Origin of the sequence: Lunatimonas sp. (assembly GCF_020832325.1) — a bacterium.
Classification (GTDB): domain Bacteria; phylum Bacteroidota; class Bacteroidia; order Cytophagales; family Cyclobacteriaceae; genus Lunatimonas.
This window is the reverse complement of sequence record NZ_JAFIEU010000022.1, coordinates 1-18,690: the sequence shown is the minus strand read 5'-3', so window position 1 is coordinate 18,690 and position 18,690 is coordinate 1. Positions and strand designations below refer to the sequence as shown.

The following is an 18,690-nucleotide window of genomic DNA, read 5'->3' as shown; positions in this document are numbered from 1 at the left end:
TTCTGACGGAAATTTGCGCAAATTTTACCATTTGAATCATTCAACTGCGCAGCATGCTTGTTAAGGAAACCGTTAGACCAAACCTCTTACTGATTGTATTGGCTTCGCTCGGTCTCCTACTGTTTATGTTTTCCATCGACTTGATGACTTTTTCGGCGGGCAAGCTGAACAGCGAGGTGGCCAACAATATCTTTACCGCTACCGAGAACCCCTTCGTGGGTCTGTTTATTGGTATCCTGATGACTGCTTTGATTCAGTCCAGCTCTACCATCTCGGCCATGGTAGTAGCCGTAGTGGCTTCGGGCAGTTTAAGTCTCACCCAGGCAGTGCCACTGATTATGGGTGCCAACATCGGTACCACACTTACCTCCAACCTGGTCTCCCTAAGCTTTATCACCCAAAAGAAGCCCTTCAAAAAGGCTTTGTCGGCGGCGGTGCTGCATGATTTTTTCAACATAATCACGACCGCCTTATTGTTTCCCTTGGAAGTATATTTTGGGTTTTTGAGCAAAATGGCAAGTTTTCTAGCCGGTCTTTTTGTTCAATCGGGGGGTGCACAGCGCTCTCAGGAATTTGCCCCCTATCGTTTTTTCCTTCGGCCGGTGACTGAACTGGTTTCCGGATGGTTGGACTGGCCGCTATTCTGGTTAATAGTCGGCATCGTTCTGTTGTTTGCTTCCATCAAGGTCCTTTCCAACTTGGCGTTTGAATCCATCCTTTCGCCAAAGTACAAAAAAGCCAGCAAACATCTGTTCAAGCAGCCCTACAGGGCCTTTGGATATGGGGTGTTCTCAACCGCTGCTGTCCAATCCAGTACCATAACTACCTCCCTGATTGTCACGGTGGTGGCTACTGGAAAAGCTGCCTTGGACAAAGTGTTTCCATTCATCATAGGCGCCAATATCGGCACGACGATTACCGCTGCCATCGCCGCGCTATACAAGACGGAGGCCGCCATTAGCATTGCGTTGGTGCATTTTTTATTCAATCTGATCGGAGCACTTATCTTCCTGCCCTTTCCTCCTATCCGCAGAATTCCGCCTAGACTGGCATCTCTGTTTGGGAAGCAGATCGTAAAATCACGCCTCATTGGATTGGCTTATATCTTACTCACATTTTTTGTGATACCGTTTCTGCTGATTTATTTCAATAGGAACTAAGCGATTAGCGGCTCAGTCCGTGTAGGAAGCGAAGGGATATTTCGTTGAATTGCAGGGGCTTGTCTACATTGACTACGTGTCCGCAGTCAGGTATTACTGTTAGGCGGGCAGAAGGATGATTTTTTACCAGGCGGGAGATCGTTGGCAAAAACATATAGTCCTCCTGACCCATCACGTAAAGCGTGGGAATATTAACATCCTTGATCCTAAAAAATGATAGCAGGGGATTGACTTGGGATACCAGTGTAAACCACCGGATAAATTCTTTTTGGTAGAGCTTTTTGGCTTCTTCGATAAACAGGTACCGTGACTCCCGGTGCTTTTTTCGAGGCATAATCACAAAGGCAAAAAGCTTGTACAGCAAAAGGTAAGGAATGAGCGATTTGAGCAGTACACCCATGCGCATCAAAAGTTGACCCCGCAAATTGAGCTTCATGACCGCTCCTGCCAAAATCAAGCTTTGAACCCGTTCCGGGTACCGTTCGCTGATCTCCCGGATGATAATCGTGCCAAGGGAAATACCGATGAAGTGGGTTTTTTGAATGTGCAGATGATCCAATACCTCGATCACTTCGTCTCCGATGATATCGAAGGTATATTTTTTCAGGTGCTCGTATTCCGCCTTCTTGGAACGCCCATGGCCCCGCAAGTCAACCAATAGCACATTATAGGATTTGCTGAAATCACGGAGCTGCTTGTACCATATCGCACTGCTGCCACCTGCACCATGTACGAAGGTGACCCACTCGGTGCTATCCGCATGTATGAATGTGCTGTAATGTAACATAAAGATAAAACCGATAGTAGTGTATAAAAGTTTGAAAGCTACCGAAACAACGCGTCAAGAAGTAAATAAACCGCTATTCAACACCAACGAACGGATGGAGATCATTCCCAGGTATTCGCCATCCTCCTCCACGGGCACCTGCTTGATACGTAGATCCACCATCAGTTTGGCTACATATTTGACATCCAAGGTGCTGGATACCGTCACCACAGGCTTGGACATGATTTCGAACACATTTACAGACTGGGGGTCTTTACCCGCGACCACTACAGCCTCTAACAGGTCCTGGGTCACAACAATGCCATAGGCGTCATATTGATTCCGTTTTTCGACAATAAGGGCATCTACCCCCTCTTTCTTTAGCAGGGCGACTGCCTCTGCGGCGGTAGCCATGCCATCTACCTTCACGATTTTCGAATCCATGACATCCTTTGCAGGTATGTACTTTCTAGTTTCCATGTAGTTGAATGTTTATTTTTTGTTTTTCAAAGGTCAGATGGAATCCCGCATGTTTGCCCCGATATCGGGGCATCCCAGTGTGTGCCGCTTGCGTCATGCTCGATTTCTTAGAAGTAGCTGTCTCTAGCTTGGTCGCGAAGTTTTTGAAGCTGCGAATCCAGGCCGATCACCTGATCCACCGGGAGCACAAACGCGATTCCGTTTCCGGGTTCGTCGAAAGGAATCACCTTTTTGAGAGAGTCTAACAGGGTGGACACGGTATTTTCCTCCGAAAGGACCAGAATCAGTTCGTTTTGCCCTTCAATGTTTAATCCGAGGAACGTCTTTACTTCCCGCATACCGGAGCCTCTTGCCCGGATGATGGTGTCTCCCGTTGCCCCTGCTTTTCGCATTACCGAGACTGCCTCGTCGGTCTTTTCCGGCCGAACCAGCACCATGATTAGTTTGAATTTCATGTGTCTATAATTTTCTTTTACATACTGGTATGTCTAACTCCATTGTTTACCCGCTTCCCGTTGATTGCACATATTTTTTTCGAAGTGCCGCCAGTTGTGCGTATCCCAGCACGGCAATGATCGGAAAGACACTCGCAAAGGCGATCAGTCCGAAGCCATCCACGGCTGGATTTCGACCTGGTACTGCCTGTGACAGTCCCAAGCCCAGTGCTGCTACGATCGGCACCGTCACCGTCGAGGTGGTCACCCCTCCGGAATCGTACGCCAACGGGATCAGCTCCTTCGGGGCAAATATAGTTTGCACAATCACGATCAGGTATCCCACCATAATGTATACATGCAACGGCGTGCCGCTGATAATACGGTAAGTGCCTAAGGTCAGCGCAAGTGCCACTCCGAAAGCGACGGTAATGCGCAGTCCCAATTTACTGATACCCCCCGAGGAAACTTCGTCTGCTTTGATGGCAACAGCGATCAACGAAGGCTCCGCGATCGTCGTTGCAAAACCGATACAGGCTGCGAAAATATAGATCCAATAATAGGCTGTCCAGGGCGCAACTTCACCTTCGGCTATCCCCAGAAACCCTGGATTGGTCAGTTGCTCTGCCATCAGGTTGCCCAGTGGAAACAGTGCCATTTCCAATCCCATCAGGAACAGGGCCAAACCAAGCACCACATAGACTGAGCCAATCAAAACCTTCCTCAATTGTGGTATGGGCCTTTTTAATACGAAAAGCTGAAATCCCAAGATGAGGCCGGTAATAGGCAAAACGTCGAGAATCGTGTCCAAGAAAACTGCCAGAAGTCCCATACTCATATTCCTTATTTACCAAACCAAAACATGCCATACATCAGAATGGAAACGATGGGCGCCATCGCAGCCAGTGCAATCATTCCAAATCCATCCAAAAGCGGACTGCGCCCCTGAATGGTCTTTGCCAAGCCCACGCCCAAGGCGGTCACCAGTGGTACCGTCACCGTGGAGGTGGTCACTCCACCGATGTCATAGGCCAGGCCGATAATTTCTTTGGGCGAAATGTAGGTCATTGCCATGATCAACAGGTATCCTCCAATCACTAGGTAATAAAGGGGCCAGCCCTTCAGGATTCGTATTACGCCGATAAATATGGCCAGCCCTACGGAAACCGCTACGCAAATCCGCAAGCCCAAGGTATAACGGCGCACGGTATCTCCGTCATCCGGTAAGAGCCCTGCGATTACTGCGATGTTACCCGCTTCTTCGGCCACTGCAATCAGTGCAGGCTCAGCTATAGCGGTAGAAAACCCCAGCAAAAAACCGAAAAGCAGCAACCAGGCCAGGCTTCCCTTCCGGGCCAAGGCATTCGCCATATTCTCCCCAATCGGGAACAGGCTCATCTCTAAACCCTCGATGAAAAGTAGCAGCCCAGCCGCCACCAATAAACTGCCGTACACTACTTCACCTACATGCGGTAGGGGCAGACGGATCACAAACAACTGAAAGAAAGCCACTACCACGATGATCGGCAGTAGGTCCAACAGGGTACGCTTGACTTTTTTAGCTATGTGAGTAAGGATCGCTTTCAACTTCCAGATTTCCTGTCAACTACTGCATGCATTTTTAGTTGGATTCCGGAATCATCAGTAATAACTGATCTTGGTTGTCAGCCAAAAATTCGCTGAATGAACCCTTAAACATGGAGTCCCATATGGATTTTCGTTTTGGAAATGCTACAATCAACTGGTCGGGGGCTTTTGCCCGTATTGTGACCTCTTCCTTCGATTCCAGCAGGTAGATGTTTTCCATTTTGGCCAAGAGCTCCGCAGGAAGTGACTCCACCAACGATTTCTCCAGTGCTGCATCGTCGGGCTGCTTTCCTTCCGTCGCATACACCAAATCCCAACGCACCTTAAACACAGCAAGCAGTGCCTCTACCAAGTCGAAACGGTCTTCCTCCAACTTAGAATTTAAGTCAAGGGTTAGCATCAGCTTTGAAACGCTCAGCGGGCCGGAATCCGGCGAAACCAAGAGCATGGGAGTTCGAATAGTGCCCCGGCGAAGTAAATTTGTCAGACTGCTTCCGACAAAAACCCGCTCCAATGCCGAACGCTTCTTTTTCCCAAACACCAAGAGGCAGTTCGGAGACCTTTGCACCAGTTGCTCTACAGCTTCTTCAAAACGAACGTTTGAAGCCAGCGAGGAAGATATCCATGTGCCAGGATGCCTTTCTTCTAAACCTTTTACATAGTTCCGTAGTGACTCTTGGGCCTCACGCTCTACGACCTCGAGTATCTCGCTTCTCATATCTGAGCCAGCCATAGAAGGAATGGGAGGGACCGGTGTTACATGGAAAATCTCCAAGGGTTTCTTAAGCAGCTTGGCGAGCTCGGTGGCGCGCTCCACCGCCTGCTCGGAGGAAACTGAAAAATCAGTCAGCGCTACAATTTTATCGGGAAGTCCGTGAATCATCTCTATCAATTATAGGGGTAAGGTTGTACGTCGGAATGGAAATATAACGAATTTTACCGGTAAAATGGCACCAAGGCCACATTCTCTGTCTGAGCAGTGCCTGCCTTAGGGAGACTAGTTGTCAAGGGCCTGCTTGTAGATTTTCCCATCCTTCATGATCACCAAAAACGTATCCGACGGATTGGCCACCAGCGAAATATCTGCTAGCGGATTCCCATCCACCAGGATCAAATCGGCCAAAGCCCCCTCTTCCACTACCCCCAACCTGCCCTGATAGGGACTGCGCAGACCGGAAAGCTGCAAGAGCTGCGCATTGTCGTGCGTGATCATTTTTAGGATTTCAGCGGGCGTAAACCACTCGGTAAGCCGCAAGATAAATTCGTTTTGCTGTTCGTTAAGCTCCGGCTCGAAGAGAAAATCGGTCCCCCATGCCAAGTTTACCTTTAGCTGTTTGGCCAGTGGCCATATTCTGGCCTGACCTTCCAGCACCGGCTTGCGCTTCTCTCGCCTGGCAGGATCCATATCCGGGGTATCCTCCACCAGATTTTGAAGGCTCAGCCATACCCCCTTCTTGGCCATCATTCGCAAGGTCTTTTTTTCCAGAAGCTGTCCATGTTCCACGCATTTTACACCGGCTGCGATGGCTTTCTGAACAGCTCTTTCCGTGTAGGCATGCACGGTAATATAGGTTCCCCAATCCGCGGCAGCCTCTACGGCAGCCTTCATCTCGTCTAGGGTGTATTGGGTGACATCCACCGGGTCGTAGGCTGAGGAGGTACCGCCCCCCGCCATTAGCTTGATCTGACTGGCACCAAAGCGGAGGTTTTCCCGCACAGCCGTCAAGACCTCGGCGGTTCCGTCTGCGATAAAGGTGGCGTTGTACCGCTCCGCACGGGATACCTCGCCAAAAAACTTTCTGGACCGTTCATCGGGAGTGCGGAAATCGCCGTGACCGGCTGTCTGGCTTATGGTGGCACCGGAAGGCCAAACCCTGGGCCCTACAACTTTTTCGCTGTCGATGGCTGCCTTAAGCGGAAAAATAGGACCGCCGACATCCCTGACCGCCGTAAACCCACGCAGCAGCATACTCTCCGCGCTTTGCGAGGCTTTTTCAAAAATCAATCGTTCGGACAGCATGGGCGACATCATCTCCCGCATCGTCAAAGCACCAAACACCATATGAACATGCACGTCGATTAAGCCAGGCATCAGCGTACGGCCCCCACCGGGAATCACCTGAACCGACTCTCCCACGGTGATGCTGCCACCGCTGATCTGTCGAATCTGATTTCCCTCCACCAACACATTGACCGGGCCGCTGAGACTGGAAGAGCGCCCATCAAATACCCGTACGTCCTGAAACAATACCTGGGAAGCAGCCTGCTGCGTAGGCAATGAAACTGCAAAAAAGAGCAACAAACAGCATGGTACAAAAGAAAGGATCAATCGATTCATGGAAACGCATTTAGTGGAGACTAAAAATAAGGAATCCCGCCAATAATGCGAACAGTCTATAGATTTATCTTTACCCTACTAAAAAGAAGCTCCCGCGATTGCGGGAGCTGCGTAGGGTTGGTACCCAATATATTTCTTTGCCTTTTTGTCCGATCAATCCAGCGCTTTCAGCCATTGGATGCAACTATCCATCCACCCCTTTTGGGTGCCCTCCACATTAATGGAAAGCGAAAACCCATGCCCCCCGGTAGGATACACATGCATCTCAGCCGGAACCTTGTGCTGTGTAAGTGCTTCAAAAAACCGGATACTGTGACTCACTGGCACGGTGGCGTCGTCCTGCGCATGAAACAGAAAAGAAGGAGGGGTATCTTCGGTCACCTGACGTTCATTGGAGAAATACTCCACCCATTTGGGTTCCGGGTTTTGGCCTATCAGATTATTCCGAGACCCAATATGTGTATAGGAGGGATCAAAGGATATCACCGGGTAGGCCAAGATAGCAAAGTCGGGACGGCTGCTCTGCCTTTCGACCGCGTCGGACGAAGCGGTATTGCCCTTATCAAAATGCGTGGCCAACGAGGAAGCCAAATGGCCGCCTGCCGAAAAACCCATGACTCCGATTTTTTCGGGGTCTATGTTCCATTCGGCAGCTTTGGAACGGACCAGGCGCATTGCCCGCTGAGCATCGGTCAGCGGTACCAGGTGGGGTGCGGTTTGGCTTTCGGAGGATGGCAATCGGTATTTCAGTACGATTCCTGCGATCCCGTGGCTATTGAGCCACTTGGCAATGTCCAACCCCTCCCAATCATAGGCCAGCACACCATAGCCTCCTCCCGGGCATATGACCACTGCCTGACCGGTGGCATTTCGCTTGGCAGGCAAAAATACCTGCACCATGGGTTCCTGGACGGTCCTGACCACCATAATATCGTTAACCTGTACCTCTTCCTGCTGTGTGGAGGCTTTCCTGTACGGAATCTCTCCCTCATACAGGGGCAGGTTGATAGGTTCGTATTGGGCGTAGGCTACAAGCATGTGAGAAGACAACACGATTAATAAGATCAATTTTTGCATATAACGATACATCTTTTTTAGCGGTCTGAAGGCCGAGGTAAAGTAGGACTGGATTTCATCATCTTTACGGATATTTCACCGGTGGTATTCGGGAGGTATTCCACCCTACTTCAGCATCAGCGCTGCACCGTAGGCAGATCCCAAGGGAAAATCGGAAAACTGGAGCTCAAAACCCGGAAGCAGCTCTTCCAGCATACGGATAAACAGTCTGTTGTGTACAAAGCCTCCGTCAATATACACCTTTTTTATGTCCGAATCGCCAAGTGCCAACTTTAGGGAAGCGACTTGCATGCGGGCCAGACCCCAGATCACCTGATGGTAGGCCTGCTCAAAACTCTCGTATTGTGCCGGATCCCAGCGATTATCGGAAAAAACCTCTTCTACCAACGGAGTAGCGGCCATGGTTTCGGGATGAAACGTGGCCGGAATATCTTCAAACACGATTCCTTGAAGAATCCCTTCATCACAGGGCACATCCTTGTAGTATTTTGGCATCTTGTGGAAGAGCGTATTCAGCTTCTCCACCTGATGGTCCAACTCGTACCCGAGAAAAAACCGGCTGGCCTTTACCGTTGTCCCGTGTATGGAGAGAAAGTTCAGGCAATCGTTTTGCAGTTCCTCGAAGGTGAGGTTGCCGACGGGGTAGGGATTCAACGTAATGGACCAGGTGCCCGTAGAAATCAGCACGAAGGGTTCGTCAATTTTCAGCAGGTAGGAAGCCAATGCAGAGGAACTATCGTGTATGCCTACGCCGACCTTCACCGGTTTTCCACCGATCTTCTTGGTGAAATAGTGGGTGGTGGGAACGATCTGAGGCAGCTTCTCCGCCACTCCCTCCTCATACACCCATTGGTGGTAGTCCTTTTTGGGAAAATCCCACATCTTGGTGTGACACCCAATGGAGGTAGGTTCGGCGACCGCTTCGCCGGTAAATAGGTAGGAAATATACTGGGGAAGGTGCAACGCGTACTTGATTCGCTTAAAAACCTCGGGCCGTTTCTTTTTTATCCAGTACAACTGTAGGCCAGAGTTTAGCATGCCGAGCGTAGGGGATGCGGTGATCCGGTTGATTTCCTCCTCGGGATAGGCCCCGTAAAACTCCGCATGAAGGTCTTCTGGAAATGCTTTTAGGTAATTGTATATAGGAGTCACTGGCTTCCCGTCCACGCCAATGGATACAAAGGATGCGCCGTAGGTAGAAAAATTCAGTGCTTTCAGCTCGTAGTCGGGGTTATCACAGAGTTCCCTAACTTTCTCTTTCGCCCAGGAGGAAATTTTCTCCAGATCGTCACATTCCTCTCCGTCTTCGTCCTCAATGGTAGGAAACTTGACGTATTCTTCACTGATTTCGTTTAACTCCTCGTCAAAGAGGAAGAACTTCTTGTTTGTTTTGCCTATATCAAATATTGCGATGACAGGTCTGGCCATGGGTCTGGTTTAGATTGACAATAGAAATAAAAAGGGAAGGGCGGCACGAAATGCACCGCCATCCCTTGCATCATAATCCGGTGGAGATGGCTTTCGCACCTCTTTCCTGAATCAATTGCTTGCGTACTTCCAATGAACGGAAGGCTTCGATGGGACGCAGTGCCGCACCAGAGCGTAGCCTCGCTTCCGCGATAAGCGGTCTCACATCGGTGCGGTAGGCATCCTGGAGAATCTCCTGGGCCAACGTCGGATCATTGGACTCCCGGGCTGATTCCAAGACCTTCCGGTCAATTAGCAGGGCTTGTGCATAGGCCATTTGAATGGCTTCTACCGACTGCAACAGATCCTCTAGTGGATCCTTGAGGTTGTGGCTTGCGTCGATCATCCAGGCGGGAGCAGGGTTTATACCTTCCGGGTCTTCCATGCCTTCTACGAGTTCGTTGAAGATCAGAAATAGCTGATAGGGCTTCAAAGCGCCCACTGTCAAATCGTCGTCTCCAAACTTGGAATCGTTGAAATGAAAGCCTCCAAGCTTACCGCGCATCATCAGTGTGGCTACAATCTGCTCGATATTGGTGTTGGGCAGGTGATGGCCCAAATCTACGAGCGTAAACGCCCGCTCGCCCAGTTCCGTGGCCAAGAGGTGGGACGTACCCCAGTCCTGAATCACAGTGGAATAGAAGTAGGGCTCGTAGGGCTTGTATTCTACAAACAACTTCCAATCCTCGGGCATTCCCGCGTAGATCTGCCGCAAGGAATCCAATGTTCGCTGCAAGGCTTTACGGAAATTCGTTTGACCGGGAAAGGATGATCCATCGGCCAGCCAAACGGTCAACGCCTTGGATCCCAGTGCTACCCCGTGGCGGATTACCTCGAGGTTGTGCTCAATGGCCTGCTGGCGCACCGCCTCTGAGGTATGGCATAGTGAGCCAAACTTGTAGGAGTGCGCCTGATCGGGCTGATCTTGGAAGGTATTTGAATTAACCGCATCAAAAGCCAGGCCGTGAGAGGCAGCATGGGCCTTGATAGCTGCCACATCCGATGGAATATCCCATGGTATATGCAGGGATATGGCACCGGAAGCTTTGTTCAACGCATGAAGGAGGCCCACGTCGTCCATCTTTTCCTCCAGTGAACGGGGCTCTCCGCCACCGGGGAATCGCCCAAAGCGGGTTCCTCCCGTGCCCAGTGCCCAGCTCGGAATGGCTATCTGAAAACCCTGGATCTTATCGATCAGCCGGTCTACATCCAATGCTCTCTTTTCCAGTTTGCCGCATAAATAGGTAAAACTCTCCCGGTGATCCGAAAGAGTTTTACCATTATGCGTCTGGATGAATGCTTCATCAATACGCATGTTACGTAGATTATCGTACGAATGCTGCGGCTACTCCACCGTCCACATTCAATATATTTCCTGTACTCTTGCTTAGGTCACCACCCACGAAGGCGAATACGGCTGCGGCGATATCTGCCGTGCTGATGATCTCGTTCATGATGGTACGCTTGGCGTAAAATGATGGTAGCTCCTCCACGCTGATGCCATACGCTTTGGCACGTCCAGCTGCCCAAGCGCCTTCCCATATTTTACTGCCTTCGATTACGGCATCCGGATTCACCACATTTACGCGTATCTTGTCAGGACCCAATTCAGCGGCCAACAGTCTACTCATGTGCACTTGTGCCGCTTTTGCGGTACCATAGCCCACATTGTTCGGTCCAGATACCAGGGCATTTTTACTGGCAATGTTGATGATATCGCCTCCCTTGTTCTGTGCGCGCAAAATGGCTACGGCGGCTTTGGAAACGGCAAACTGTCCTTTTACCAATACATCCTGTAGGAGATCCCACTCCTTCTCAGAGGTTTGGTCTATGGGCTTGGAAATCGCCAATCCGGCGCAGTTAACCACCACATCCACACCACCGAATTTCAGGATGGTCTCCTTCAGTGCACGCTCGATGTCCTCCATATTGGTCACATCCATCAGGGTACCTGCACCGGTGTCACGGCTATACGTGGCCATCGCAGCATCCAAATTATCCTTGTTGATATCGGTGATGAATACACAGGCGCCTTCAGCTGCCAGGCGGTCAGCAATGGCTTTCCCAATTCCTCCGGCTCCTCCGGTTACGAAGGCGATTTTTCGGGACATGGGCTTTTCCTTCGGCATACGCTGAAGCTTGGCTTCTTCCAACAACCAATATTCAATATCGAAAGCCTCCTGTAGCGGCAAGGCCACGTATTCCGAAATGGCCTCTGCACCCTTCATCACGTTGATGGCATTGATGTAGAATTCACTGGCTACCCGAGAGGTTTGCTTGTCTTTTGCATAGGAAAACATACCTACACCCGGCCAAATGATGATCACGGGATTGGAATCCCGGATACCGGGGCTGTTGGGATGCTTGTGATCTTCGTAATATTTGGTGTAGTACTCACGGTATTTTTGGAATTCCACTTCCAACTTTTCCTTCAGGGCTGCCCCATCACTCAAGTCCTGGTATGCGGGAATATCCAGCACCAATGGCCGGATCTTTGTCCGCAGGAAGTGGTCCGGACAGCTCGTTCCTAGTGGAGCCAACTTATCCAAATCATGGCTATTGGCAAATTCCAACACCCTGGCGTCATCGGTAAAAGTACCCACCATGCGGTTGTAGCTGGAGGCTAGACCTCTCAAGATGGGAGCGATCTTTGCCGCCTGATCCTTTCGTTGATCTTCGGGCAGGGATTCTAGGCGTTGACCGCCAAATACGGGCCGCTTTTTGCCGTAGTTATCTTCCAGGTACTGGGAAGCTTTCTCAATGACCTCCAAGCTATTGACGTAACATTCGTAGGCAGTATCGGCCCAAGTGAACAAGCCGTGTCCACCCAACATGATGCCGCGAATGCCCGGATTGTCCTGTACTGCTTTTTCTAGCTTCAGGGCGATGTCAAAGCCTGGTCGTTGCCAGGGCACCCAGGCGATCTGCCCTTCAAATAACTCCTCGGTGATCTTCTCCCCGTCCTTCGATGCAGCGATGGCAATGGCTGCATCGGGATGCAGGTGGTCGATGTGCTTAAAGGGCAAAAAGGCGTGCAGCGGGGTATCGATAGAGGGCGCCTTGGAGTCCAGGTCATAGATGCAATGGTTAAATAAACCTACCATCTCGTCTTCGAACTCCAGTCCGCGGTACACGTTTTTGAGGGAATGAAGTTTCTCCTGATACAATCCGGCCAAGCCACTTCGTTTTAGGGTTCCGATATCGCCTCCAGACCCTTTGATCCACATCACCTCGGTCTCCTTTTTGGTGAGCGGATCGATCTCCATGGTCTTGCAACTGGTATTGCCGCCACCGTAATTGGTAATTCTCAAATCTGAACCTAAAATGTTGGATCGGTACAGTAGCAAGGCCACTTGATCGTCTCCCAGTTCTTTTTCCTTCTCCTTATCCCAAAGGTAGTTTACGTGTTTAAAGTTCTTCTCTAAAACTGACATATTAAATTTAAGTTGTTTGAATGCATAGTTTGAAATCAAGCGAATATAAACGATAGGTTTTGTTTAACTATCCTGTTCTGTGCTGTTACTCCGGGCAATTTCATCACAAGACGTAAAAAAAGCAGCAAAAAACCGCTCGAATACGTTTTTTTTGGTGAAATTTTTGAGAAAAAGCACGCTATTTCTGTCAAGCCAGCCACTTTATGTATATGGGGAAGGGCTGACCGATGTCCAGCCGCCATCGATGACCAAGCTTTGCCCGGTGATGTGGCGGGCTTTTTCCGATACCAGAAATCCCACGGCATGCGCGATGTCTTCGGGGCTAGCCGGCCTCCCCATGGGTGTGATGGAAGACCAAATGCTGACAAAATCATCCTGCTCTAGGGTACGTTCGGTGACGGTGGCGCCAGGTGCCACGGCGTTGACATTGATCCCGTATTCCGACACTTCCACCACCAAGCCTTTGGCCAACATTTCCAAGCCCGCCTTGGTCATGCCGTAGGGGACTAGATTTTTATGGGCCTGATGGCCTGTGACGGATGACATAAACAAGATGGAACCACCCCGGCCCTGTTTGATCATCTGTTTGGAGGCCGCTTGGGCCAGAAAGAAAGAACCTCCCAAATTAAGCTGAAGCACTTTCTGAAAATCCTCGGGCCGGTAGTGGAGGAATTCACCGTAGATGGTAATGCCTGCATTGGCGATCGCCACATTTAACTGCCCAAACTCCGCTACGGCGGTGGACACCAATTGCTCGATGAAGGAGGGGTCGGATGCATCTCCGGCCAACCCCAAGCAGGCTCCCGGAAACGCAACATTAACCCGTTCAGCCGCCTGCTCGGTCAGCTCCTCTTCCAAATCATTTAACAATACTTTGGTTCCCGATTTGGCCAGCTCCATCGCAATGGCCAAACCGATGCCCACCCCGGCGCCCGTTACAATGGCCACCGGGGATTGTTTGCTTTCCGTTACTTGCATGAAAAATAAGTTGGTTGGTAGATATCCATGTTTCTAGTAGCCAAGACCCTACGCCTTCCTCAGTGCGAGTCTTTGGATACCTCGGAGCCCGAGCTGCCCTTCAGAAAATCCAGATCCGCGCCGAGGTTTGCTTGCTCCACATGCTTGATGTAAAGCCCCACATAGCCCCGATCCGTGATAGGTGTTGGTTTGTTCCAAGTTGCTTTTCTGGCGGCGAGCTCCTCGTCAGATACCAGCACATTCAGCTTTCGGGCGAGTACGTCCAGTTCGATCACGTCGCCGGTCTGCACGACAGCAAAGTTGCCGCCCTCCGCCGCTTCGGGGGTGGCGTGGAGTACCACGGTGCCAAACCCCGTCCCACTCATGCGGCCATCCGAGATGCGGACCATGTCTGTGATGCCCTTGGCGAGCACTTTGGGAGGAAGTCCCATGTTGCCAACTTCCGGCATGCCGGGGTAGCCTTTTGGACCCACGTTTTTCAAAATCATCACGGAGTTTTCGTCGATGTCCAAGTCGGGGTCATCGATTTTGTTTTTGTAATCGTCAATGTCCTCAAAGACCACCGCTTTGCCCGTATGTTTCATCAGGTGGGGACTAGCTGCCGAAGGCTTGATGATCGCTCCCGTTTCGCAGAGATTGCCCTGCAGTACCACAATACCAGAGGTGGGATTAAACGGCTTGTCAAAGGAGGCGATGACCTCCTCGTTGTAGTTTTTAAAGGCCGCATTTACCTCTCCTATGGGTAGACCGGTCACGGTAATGGCCTCGCTGTTCAGGTGATCTCTTAACTGATGGATGATCGGCGGGAGTCCGCCGGCATAATAGAAGTCTTCCATAAAGTACTTGCCGGAAGGCTGCAGGTTGGCCATGAGGGGAATATTTGCCGAGAAGCGGTCAAAATCCTCCAAGGTCAGGTCCACGCCTATCCTTCCCGCGATGGCAAGTAGGTGTATGACAAAGTTGGTAGAGCCGCCTATGGCTGCGTTGACCATGATGGCGTTTTCGAAGGCCTGCCGGGTGAGGATGTCGCTCGGCTTGAGGTCCTTTTCGACCATTTTCACGATCTCCATTCCAGAAAGGTGCGCCAGGATGCGTCTGCCGGAGTCGGGAGCCGGAATGGCAGCGTTGCCGGGGAGGGTAAGGCCCAGTGACTCTACCATGCAGGCCATGGTGGATGCCGTGCCCATCACGCCACAGTGTCCATCGCTACGGCAAAGACCTCGCTCTGCTTCGTACAGTTCCTCCTGATTCATCGCTCCGGATCTGGATGCCTCGCTAAAGCGCCAAATGTCACTGGTGCTGATCTGACTGCCCCGGTACCTGCCCGTGAGCATGGGTCCACCGGATACCACGATCGTGGGAATATCCACGCTGCATGCTCCCATCACCAGGGAAGGTGTGGTCTTATCGCATCCGCATAGCAATACGACGCCATCCAACGGATTGGCACGAATGGATTCCTCTGTATCCATGCTGGCCAGGTTGCGGAAAAGCATGGCCGTGGGCTTCATCACGGTTTCGCCCAGGGACATCACGGGAAACTCCACCGGAAAGCCCCCCGCCTCCAGGATTCCCTTTTTGACGAATTCGGCCAGATCCCGAAAATGGGAGTTGCAGGGAGTAAGCTCCGACCAAGTGTTGCAAATACCGATTATGGGCTTGCCCGCCATTTCATGGGTAGGGATGCCTTGTTTCTGAAACCAAGAGCGATAAATCAATCCATCCTTTCCAGTTTTTCCAAACCAGCCTTGACTTCTACGTTTTGAATCTTGCATAGGTGTTAGGTTATTTTTCTTTTGTTGGTGCACAATTTACCATCCTGTCGGCAAATGCCGACGCCTGTTGCCAAAATATTCCTTTCCTTACCGAAAAAGCATGGCCTGTTTACAAATTTGGCAGTATAAGGTTAGCAAAAGTTTATCCGAAATTAAAGGATTATTTGATAAATAACCGAAACTTCGATTTGGGATACTTGCTTCTTTGCTATATTAGGAGCCTAAAGTGAGCAAAACAATAGACCATTAAGATAATTACACATGAGCTTTGAAATCAAATCATCCCCCGACCTATATGACGCGATCATCGTTGGTTCCGGTGCCGGCGGGGGCATGGCTGCCAAAATTCTCTCCGAAGCCGGACTGAGCGTGGCAGTAGTGGAAGCGGGCAGTGACTTTGACCCTGCACTCGAAGAGTACCGCACGCAGATGCGCTTTCCCTGGGAGTCTCCCCGGCGAGGTGCCAGTACCGTGCGCGACTTTGGCGACTTTGACGCGGCCTATGGGGGCTGGGAAATTGAAGGAGAACCCTATACCCGTAAAGACGGCACCCAGTTTGACTGGTTTAGGTCGCGTATGCTGGGGGGGCGTACCAACCACTGGGGGAGGATTTCCCTGCGCTTCGGACCGGATGATTTCAAGCGAAAAAGCATCGATGGCCTGGGTGATGACTGGCCGATTTCCTACGACGACGTCAAACCCTTTTACGACCGGGTGGATCGGCTAATAGGCGTGTTCGGCACCAAAGAAGGCATCCCCAACGAGCCCGACGGTCACTTTCTTCCCCCTCCAAAGCCCCGGCTGCATGAATTGGCTTTTATGAAGGGCGGTAAGAAAATCAACATCCCTGTCATCCCTTCCCGTATTTCCGTGCTTACCCGTCCGGTAAACAACGAGCGGGGGGCCTGTTTCTTCTGTGCCCAGTGCAACCGGGCCTGTCAGGTATACGGGGACTTCTCTGCCGGCACCGTGCTGGTAAAGCCCGCGATGAAAAAAGGGCACGTAGACTTATATACCTATGCGATGGTGCGCAAGGTCACCACCAACGAGCAGGGAGAAGCCACGGGCGTTTCCTACGTGAGCAAAGTGGATATGCAGGAATACAAACTCAAGGGCCGTGTGGTCGTGTTGGGAGCCTCCGCCTGCGAGACGGCGCGGATCATGATGAACTCCAAATCTTCCCGGCATCCCAATGGCATTTCCAACAGCAGCGGAACATTGGGCAGGTACCTGCACGACTCCACCGGAGCGAGCAGGTCCGCACTGGTGCCGGAGTTTCTGGGCCGGGACAAATACAACGAAGACGGCGTGGGATCCATGCACGTATATACACCCTGGTGGCTGGACAATAAAAAACTGGACTTCCCGCGGGGCTATCACCTCGAATTTGGTGGGGGCATGCGCATGCCAAACTACGGGTTTGGCTTCGGCATGGAAAGCATGCGTCAGCACATCAAGGATGAGTTTGGCAATCCCAGCCCGAATGGGGGCTACGGCGCCGGGCTCAAAAAGGACATCCGCAGCTTGTATGGTGCTACCATCGGCATCGCGGGAAGGGGCGAGAGTGTGCCGCAGTACGACAACTACTGCGAGATAGACCCCAATGTGGTAGATAAGTTTGGCATTCCGGTGCTACGCTTCCACTACAAATGGACCGACCACGAAGTAAAGCAGGCCAAACACATGCAGGACACCTTTGAAGAGATCTTCACGGCCATGGGCGCCAAGATTCTGGGTACCAAGCCGGGGGCTGAAACCCAATACGGACTGGCTGCACCCGGTAGGATCATCCACGAGGTGGGCACCTCCCGCATGGGCAATGATCCCAAGACCTCCGTGCTCAACAGCTATTCACAAGCCCATGAGTGTAAAAACCTGTTTGTGGTAGATGCGGGGTCCTTTGTATCCCAAGCGGACAAAAACCCCACTTGGACCATCTTGGCGCTATCCATGCGCACCTCCGAATACATCATTGATCAGCTGAACAAGAAGAATATCGGATAGAACACGGCGATCCGGTCGCGTCACCCGGTGCCATCTGCGGCAATATCTGTTACCGTGGGTGGCACCGTTTTTTTTTAGCGGGCCTAGGGTGGGAGATGCGCATCGACCAGGGAGGTTTTGGGAGTTCCTTGAAGACGCCCTGTAGTTACCGGGAACCTGCATCCCCCATTCAATGGGACTCGATGTAGCGCAACGGTAGCCCAAGGGATTGCTTTTGGACCCCTCATGCTATCCCTTCAAGTAAAATGTTTGCCTTATTCGTTTGAAAAATGGTGGAAATGCGGTATTTTCAGGCGTTTACTTTCTTTTTTTGATGTCATGAAGAAAACCATTGTTTTAAAGAACGATTCTTTCGGAAAGAATCCAGTACTTCGGCTGGAGTTTCCCTTTGATTTCGACTTAAAGGAATTGGATCCGGAGATTATCCGGCGTCCAAGGAATGCAAAGCCACTACCTCAAGTGCTAAGCAAAGAGGACGTAAAGGCCATTTTGGAGGCCCATAAAAATATAAAACACCGAACGATGCTAAGTCTTTTATATGCTTGTGGATTGAGGCGTAGTGAGCTTTTGAATTTGAAGCCACAGGATATAGATGCGCGCCGCAGAATGCTGCGCGTAAACCGAGGCAAGGGGGCGAAAGACAGACTAATCCCGATCAGTGAACGGGTATTGGAGCTTATAGAGGCGTATTATCACTGCGAAAAACCTGTAACGTACTTGTTTGAGGGGCAATATACCGGAAAAAAGTATAGTGCACGCAGCTTTCAGCAGGTACTCAAAGATGCACTAAAAAAGGCAAAAATCGATAAACCGGTAACCCTGCACTGGCTTAGGCACAGCTATGCAACCCATCTATTGGAGGGTGGCACGGGATTGCGATTTATTCAGGAGCTTCTGGGCCACAAATCCAGTAAGACTACCGAGATCTATACCCATGTAAGTCAAAAGAGTCTGCAACGGATACGCAGTCCATTTGATGACTTGTAGAAATAGGCGCAACCGAGTAGCGCCTATGCAACCAAATTTGGACATATAGGCGCAACTGGGTGGCGCCAATAAATAAGTTGAACAAAACCTCCTACGTCGGTAGTTTTTGACTTTTCATCTATTAACGTTCTTATTTTTAGATAAATAGCTTATTTTTATTTCATGTACAATCTTTAAACTCTATTAATCATGGAAAAAAAAGC

16 protein-coding genes are annotated in these 18,690 nt (G+C 50.8%); 3 read left to right on the top strand and 13 right to left on the bottom strand.

Annotated elements, in window-relative coordinates:
- Nucleotides 1-53 precede the first annotated feature (53 nt).
- Nucleotides 54-1,160, top strand: a complete 1,107-nt coding sequence (locus JJU34_RS08330; RefSeq protein WP_228691889.1) for a Na/Pi symporter — start codon at nt 54-56, stop codon at nt 1,158-1,160.
- Nucleotides 1,161-1,164: 4 nt separating this feature from the next.
- Here the strand turns inward: JJU34_RS08330 and JJU34_RS08325 are convergent, their stop codons facing one another.
- The 13 genes from JJU34_RS08325 to JJU34_RS08265 all read right to left on the bottom strand — a co-directional run bounded on the left by JJU34_RS08325 (nt 1,165) and on the right by JJU34_RS08265 (nt 15,496).
- Nucleotides 1,165-1,947, bottom strand: coding sequence for an alpha/beta hydrolase (locus JJU34_RS08325; RefSeq protein ID WP_228691888.1), 783 nt, complete (start codon nt 1,945-1,947; stop codon nt 1,165-1,167).
- Nucleotides 1,948-2,001: 54 nt separating this feature from the next.
- Nucleotides 2,002-2,406: a CBS domain-containing protein gene (locus JJU34_RS08320; RefSeq protein WP_228691887.1), complete on the bottom strand. Its 405-nt coding sequence runs from the start codon at nt 2,404-2,406 to the stop codon at nt 2,002-2,004.
- A gap of 107 nt (nt 2,407-2,513) precedes the next feature.
- On the bottom strand, nt 2,514-2,861 hold the full coding sequence (locus JJU34_RS08315) for a P-II family nitrogen regulator (RefSeq protein ID WP_228691886.1): 348 nt from the start codon (nt 2,859-2,861) through the stop codon (nt 2,514-2,516).
- A gap of 46 nt (nt 2,862-2,907) precedes the next feature.
- Complete coding sequence (locus JJU34_RS08310; RefSeq protein WP_228691885.1) at nt 2,908-3,678, bottom strand: DUF1538 domain-containing protein; 771 nt, start codon at nt 3,676-3,678, stop codon at nt 2,908-2,910.
- Nucleotides 3,679-3,683: 5 nt separating this feature from the next.
- A complete protein-coding gene (locus JJU34_RS08305) occupies nt 3,684-4,427 on the bottom strand; it encodes a DUF1538 domain-containing protein (RefSeq protein ID WP_228691884.1) in 744 nt (247 codons plus the stop codon).
- A 34-nt stretch (nt 4,428-4,461) separates the two neighbouring features.
- Nucleotides 4,462-5,310 carry a universal stress protein gene (locus JJU34_RS08300; protein ID WP_228692055.1) on the bottom strand — a complete coding sequence of 283 codons (849 nt, stop codon included), beginning with the start codon at nt 5,308-5,310 and terminating at the stop codon, nt 4,462-4,464.
- A gap of 114 nt (nt 5,311-5,424) precedes the next feature.
- Entirely contained in the window at nt 5,425-6,765 is a 1,341-nt protein-coding gene (locus JJU34_RS08295) for an amidohydrolase family protein (RefSeq protein WP_228691883.1), read from the bottom strand.
- Between the two features lie 153 nt (nt 6,766-6,918).
- Nucleotides 6,919-7,842, bottom strand: coding sequence for an alpha/beta hydrolase (locus tag JJU34_RS08290; RefSeq protein WP_228691882.1), 924 nt, complete (start codon nt 7,840-7,842; stop codon nt 6,919-6,921).
- A gap of 105 nt (nt 7,843-7,947) precedes the next feature.
- Entirely contained in the window at nt 7,948-9,270 is a 1,323-nt protein-coding gene (locus JJU34_RS08285) for an FGGY family carbohydrate kinase (RefSeq protein ID WP_228691881.1), read from the bottom strand.
- 70 nt (nt 9,271-9,340) lie between these two features.
- Nucleotides 9,341-10,624 (bottom strand): TIM barrel protein, encoded by a 1,284-nt coding sequence (locus JJU34_RS08280; protein ID WP_228691880.1) that lies wholly within the window; start codon nt 10,622-10,624, stop codon nt 9,341-9,343.
- Nucleotides 10,625-10,634: 10 nt separating this feature from the next.
- Entirely contained in the window at nt 10,635-12,743 is a 2,109-nt protein-coding gene (locus tag JJU34_RS08275; protein WP_228691879.1) for a bifunctional aldolase/short-chain dehydrogenase, read from the bottom strand.
- Nucleotides 12,744-12,944: 201 nt separating this feature from the next.
- Complete coding sequence (locus JJU34_RS08270) at nt 12,945-13,721, bottom strand: SDR family oxidoreductase (protein ID WP_228691878.1); 777 nt, start codon at nt 13,719-13,721, stop codon at nt 12,945-12,947.
- A gap of 59 nt (nt 13,722-13,780) precedes the next feature.
- Nucleotides 13,781-15,496, bottom strand: a complete 1,716-nt coding sequence (locus tag JJU34_RS08265) for an IlvD/Edd family dehydratase (protein WP_228691877.1) — start codon at nt 15,494-15,496, stop codon at nt 13,781-13,783.
- Nucleotides 15,497-15,757: 261 nt separating this feature from the next.
- Between JJU34_RS08265 and JJU34_RS08260 the strand changes: the two genes are divergently transcribed.
- Nucleotides 15,758-17,500 (top strand): GMC family oxidoreductase, encoded by a 1,743-nt coding sequence (locus JJU34_RS08260; protein ID WP_228691876.1) that lies wholly within the window; start codon nt 15,758-15,760, stop codon nt 17,498-17,500.
- Between the two features lie 318 nt (nt 17,501-17,818).
- Nucleotides 17,819-18,487, top strand: coding sequence for a tyrosine-type recombinase/integrase (locus JJU34_RS08255; RefSeq protein ID WP_228691875.1), 669 nt, complete (start codon nt 17,819-17,821; stop codon nt 18,485-18,487).
- Nucleotides 18,488-18,690 lie beyond the last annotated feature (203 nt).

Excerpts from the sequence above, each read along its gene's own strand:
- JJU34_RS08330 (WP_228691889.1), top strand. The coding sequence starts at position 54 with ATGCTTGTTAAGGAAACCGTTAGACCAAACCTCTTACTGATTGTATTG.
- JJU34_RS08325 (WP_228691888.1), bottom strand. The coding sequence starts at position 1,947 with ATGTTACATTACAGCACATTCATACATGCGGATAGCACCGAGTGGGTC.
- JJU34_RS08320 (WP_228691887.1), bottom strand. The coding sequence starts at position 2,406 with ATGGAAACTAGAAAGTACATACCTGCAAAGGATGTCATGGATTCGAAA.
- JJU34_RS08315 (WP_228691886.1), bottom strand. The coding sequence starts at position 2,861 with ATGAAATTCAAACTAATCATGGTGCTGGTTCGGCCGGAAAAGACCGAC.
- JJU34_RS08310 (WP_228691885.1), bottom strand. The coding sequence starts at position 3,678 with ATGAGTATGGGACTTCTGGCAGTTTTCTTGGACACGATTCTCGACGTT.
- JJU34_RS08300 (WP_228692055.1), bottom strand. The coding sequence starts at position 5,310 with ATGATTCACGGACTTCCCGATAAAATTGTAGCGCTGACTGATTTTTCA.
- JJU34_RS08295 (WP_228691883.1), bottom strand. The coding sequence starts at position 6,765 with ATGAATCGATTGATCCTTTCTTTTGTACCATGCTGTTTGTTGCTCTTT.
- JJU34_RS08290 (WP_228691882.1), bottom strand. The coding sequence starts at position 7,842 with ATGCAAAAATTGATCTTATTAATCGTGTTGTCTTCTCACATGCTTGTA.
- JJU34_RS08285 (WP_228691881.1), bottom strand. The coding sequence starts at position 9,270 with ATGGCCAGACCTGTCATCGCAATATTTGATATAGGCAAAACAAACAAG.
- JJU34_RS08280 (WP_228691880.1), bottom strand. The coding sequence starts at position 10,624 with ATGCGTATTGATGAAGCATTCATCCAGACGCATAATGGTAAAACTCTT.
- JJU34_RS08275 (WP_228691879.1), bottom strand. The coding sequence starts at position 12,743 with ATGTCAGTTTTAGAGAAGAACTTTAAACACGTAAACTACCTTTGGGAT.
- JJU34_RS08270 (WP_228691878.1), bottom strand. The coding sequence starts at position 13,721 with ATGCAAGTAACGGAAAGCAAACAATCCCCGGTGGCCATTGTAACGGGC.
- JJU34_RS08265 (WP_228691877.1), bottom strand. The coding sequence starts at position 15,496 with ATGCAAGATTCAAAACGTAGAAGTCAAGGCTGGTTTGGAAAAACTGGA.
- JJU34_RS08260 (WP_228691876.1), top strand. The coding sequence starts at position 15,758 with ATGAGCTTTGAAATCAAATCATCCCCCGACCTATATGACGCGATCATC.
- JJU34_RS08255 (WP_228691875.1), top strand. The coding sequence starts at position 17,819 with ATGAAGAAAACCATTGTTTTAAAGAACGATTCTTTCGGAAAGAATCCA.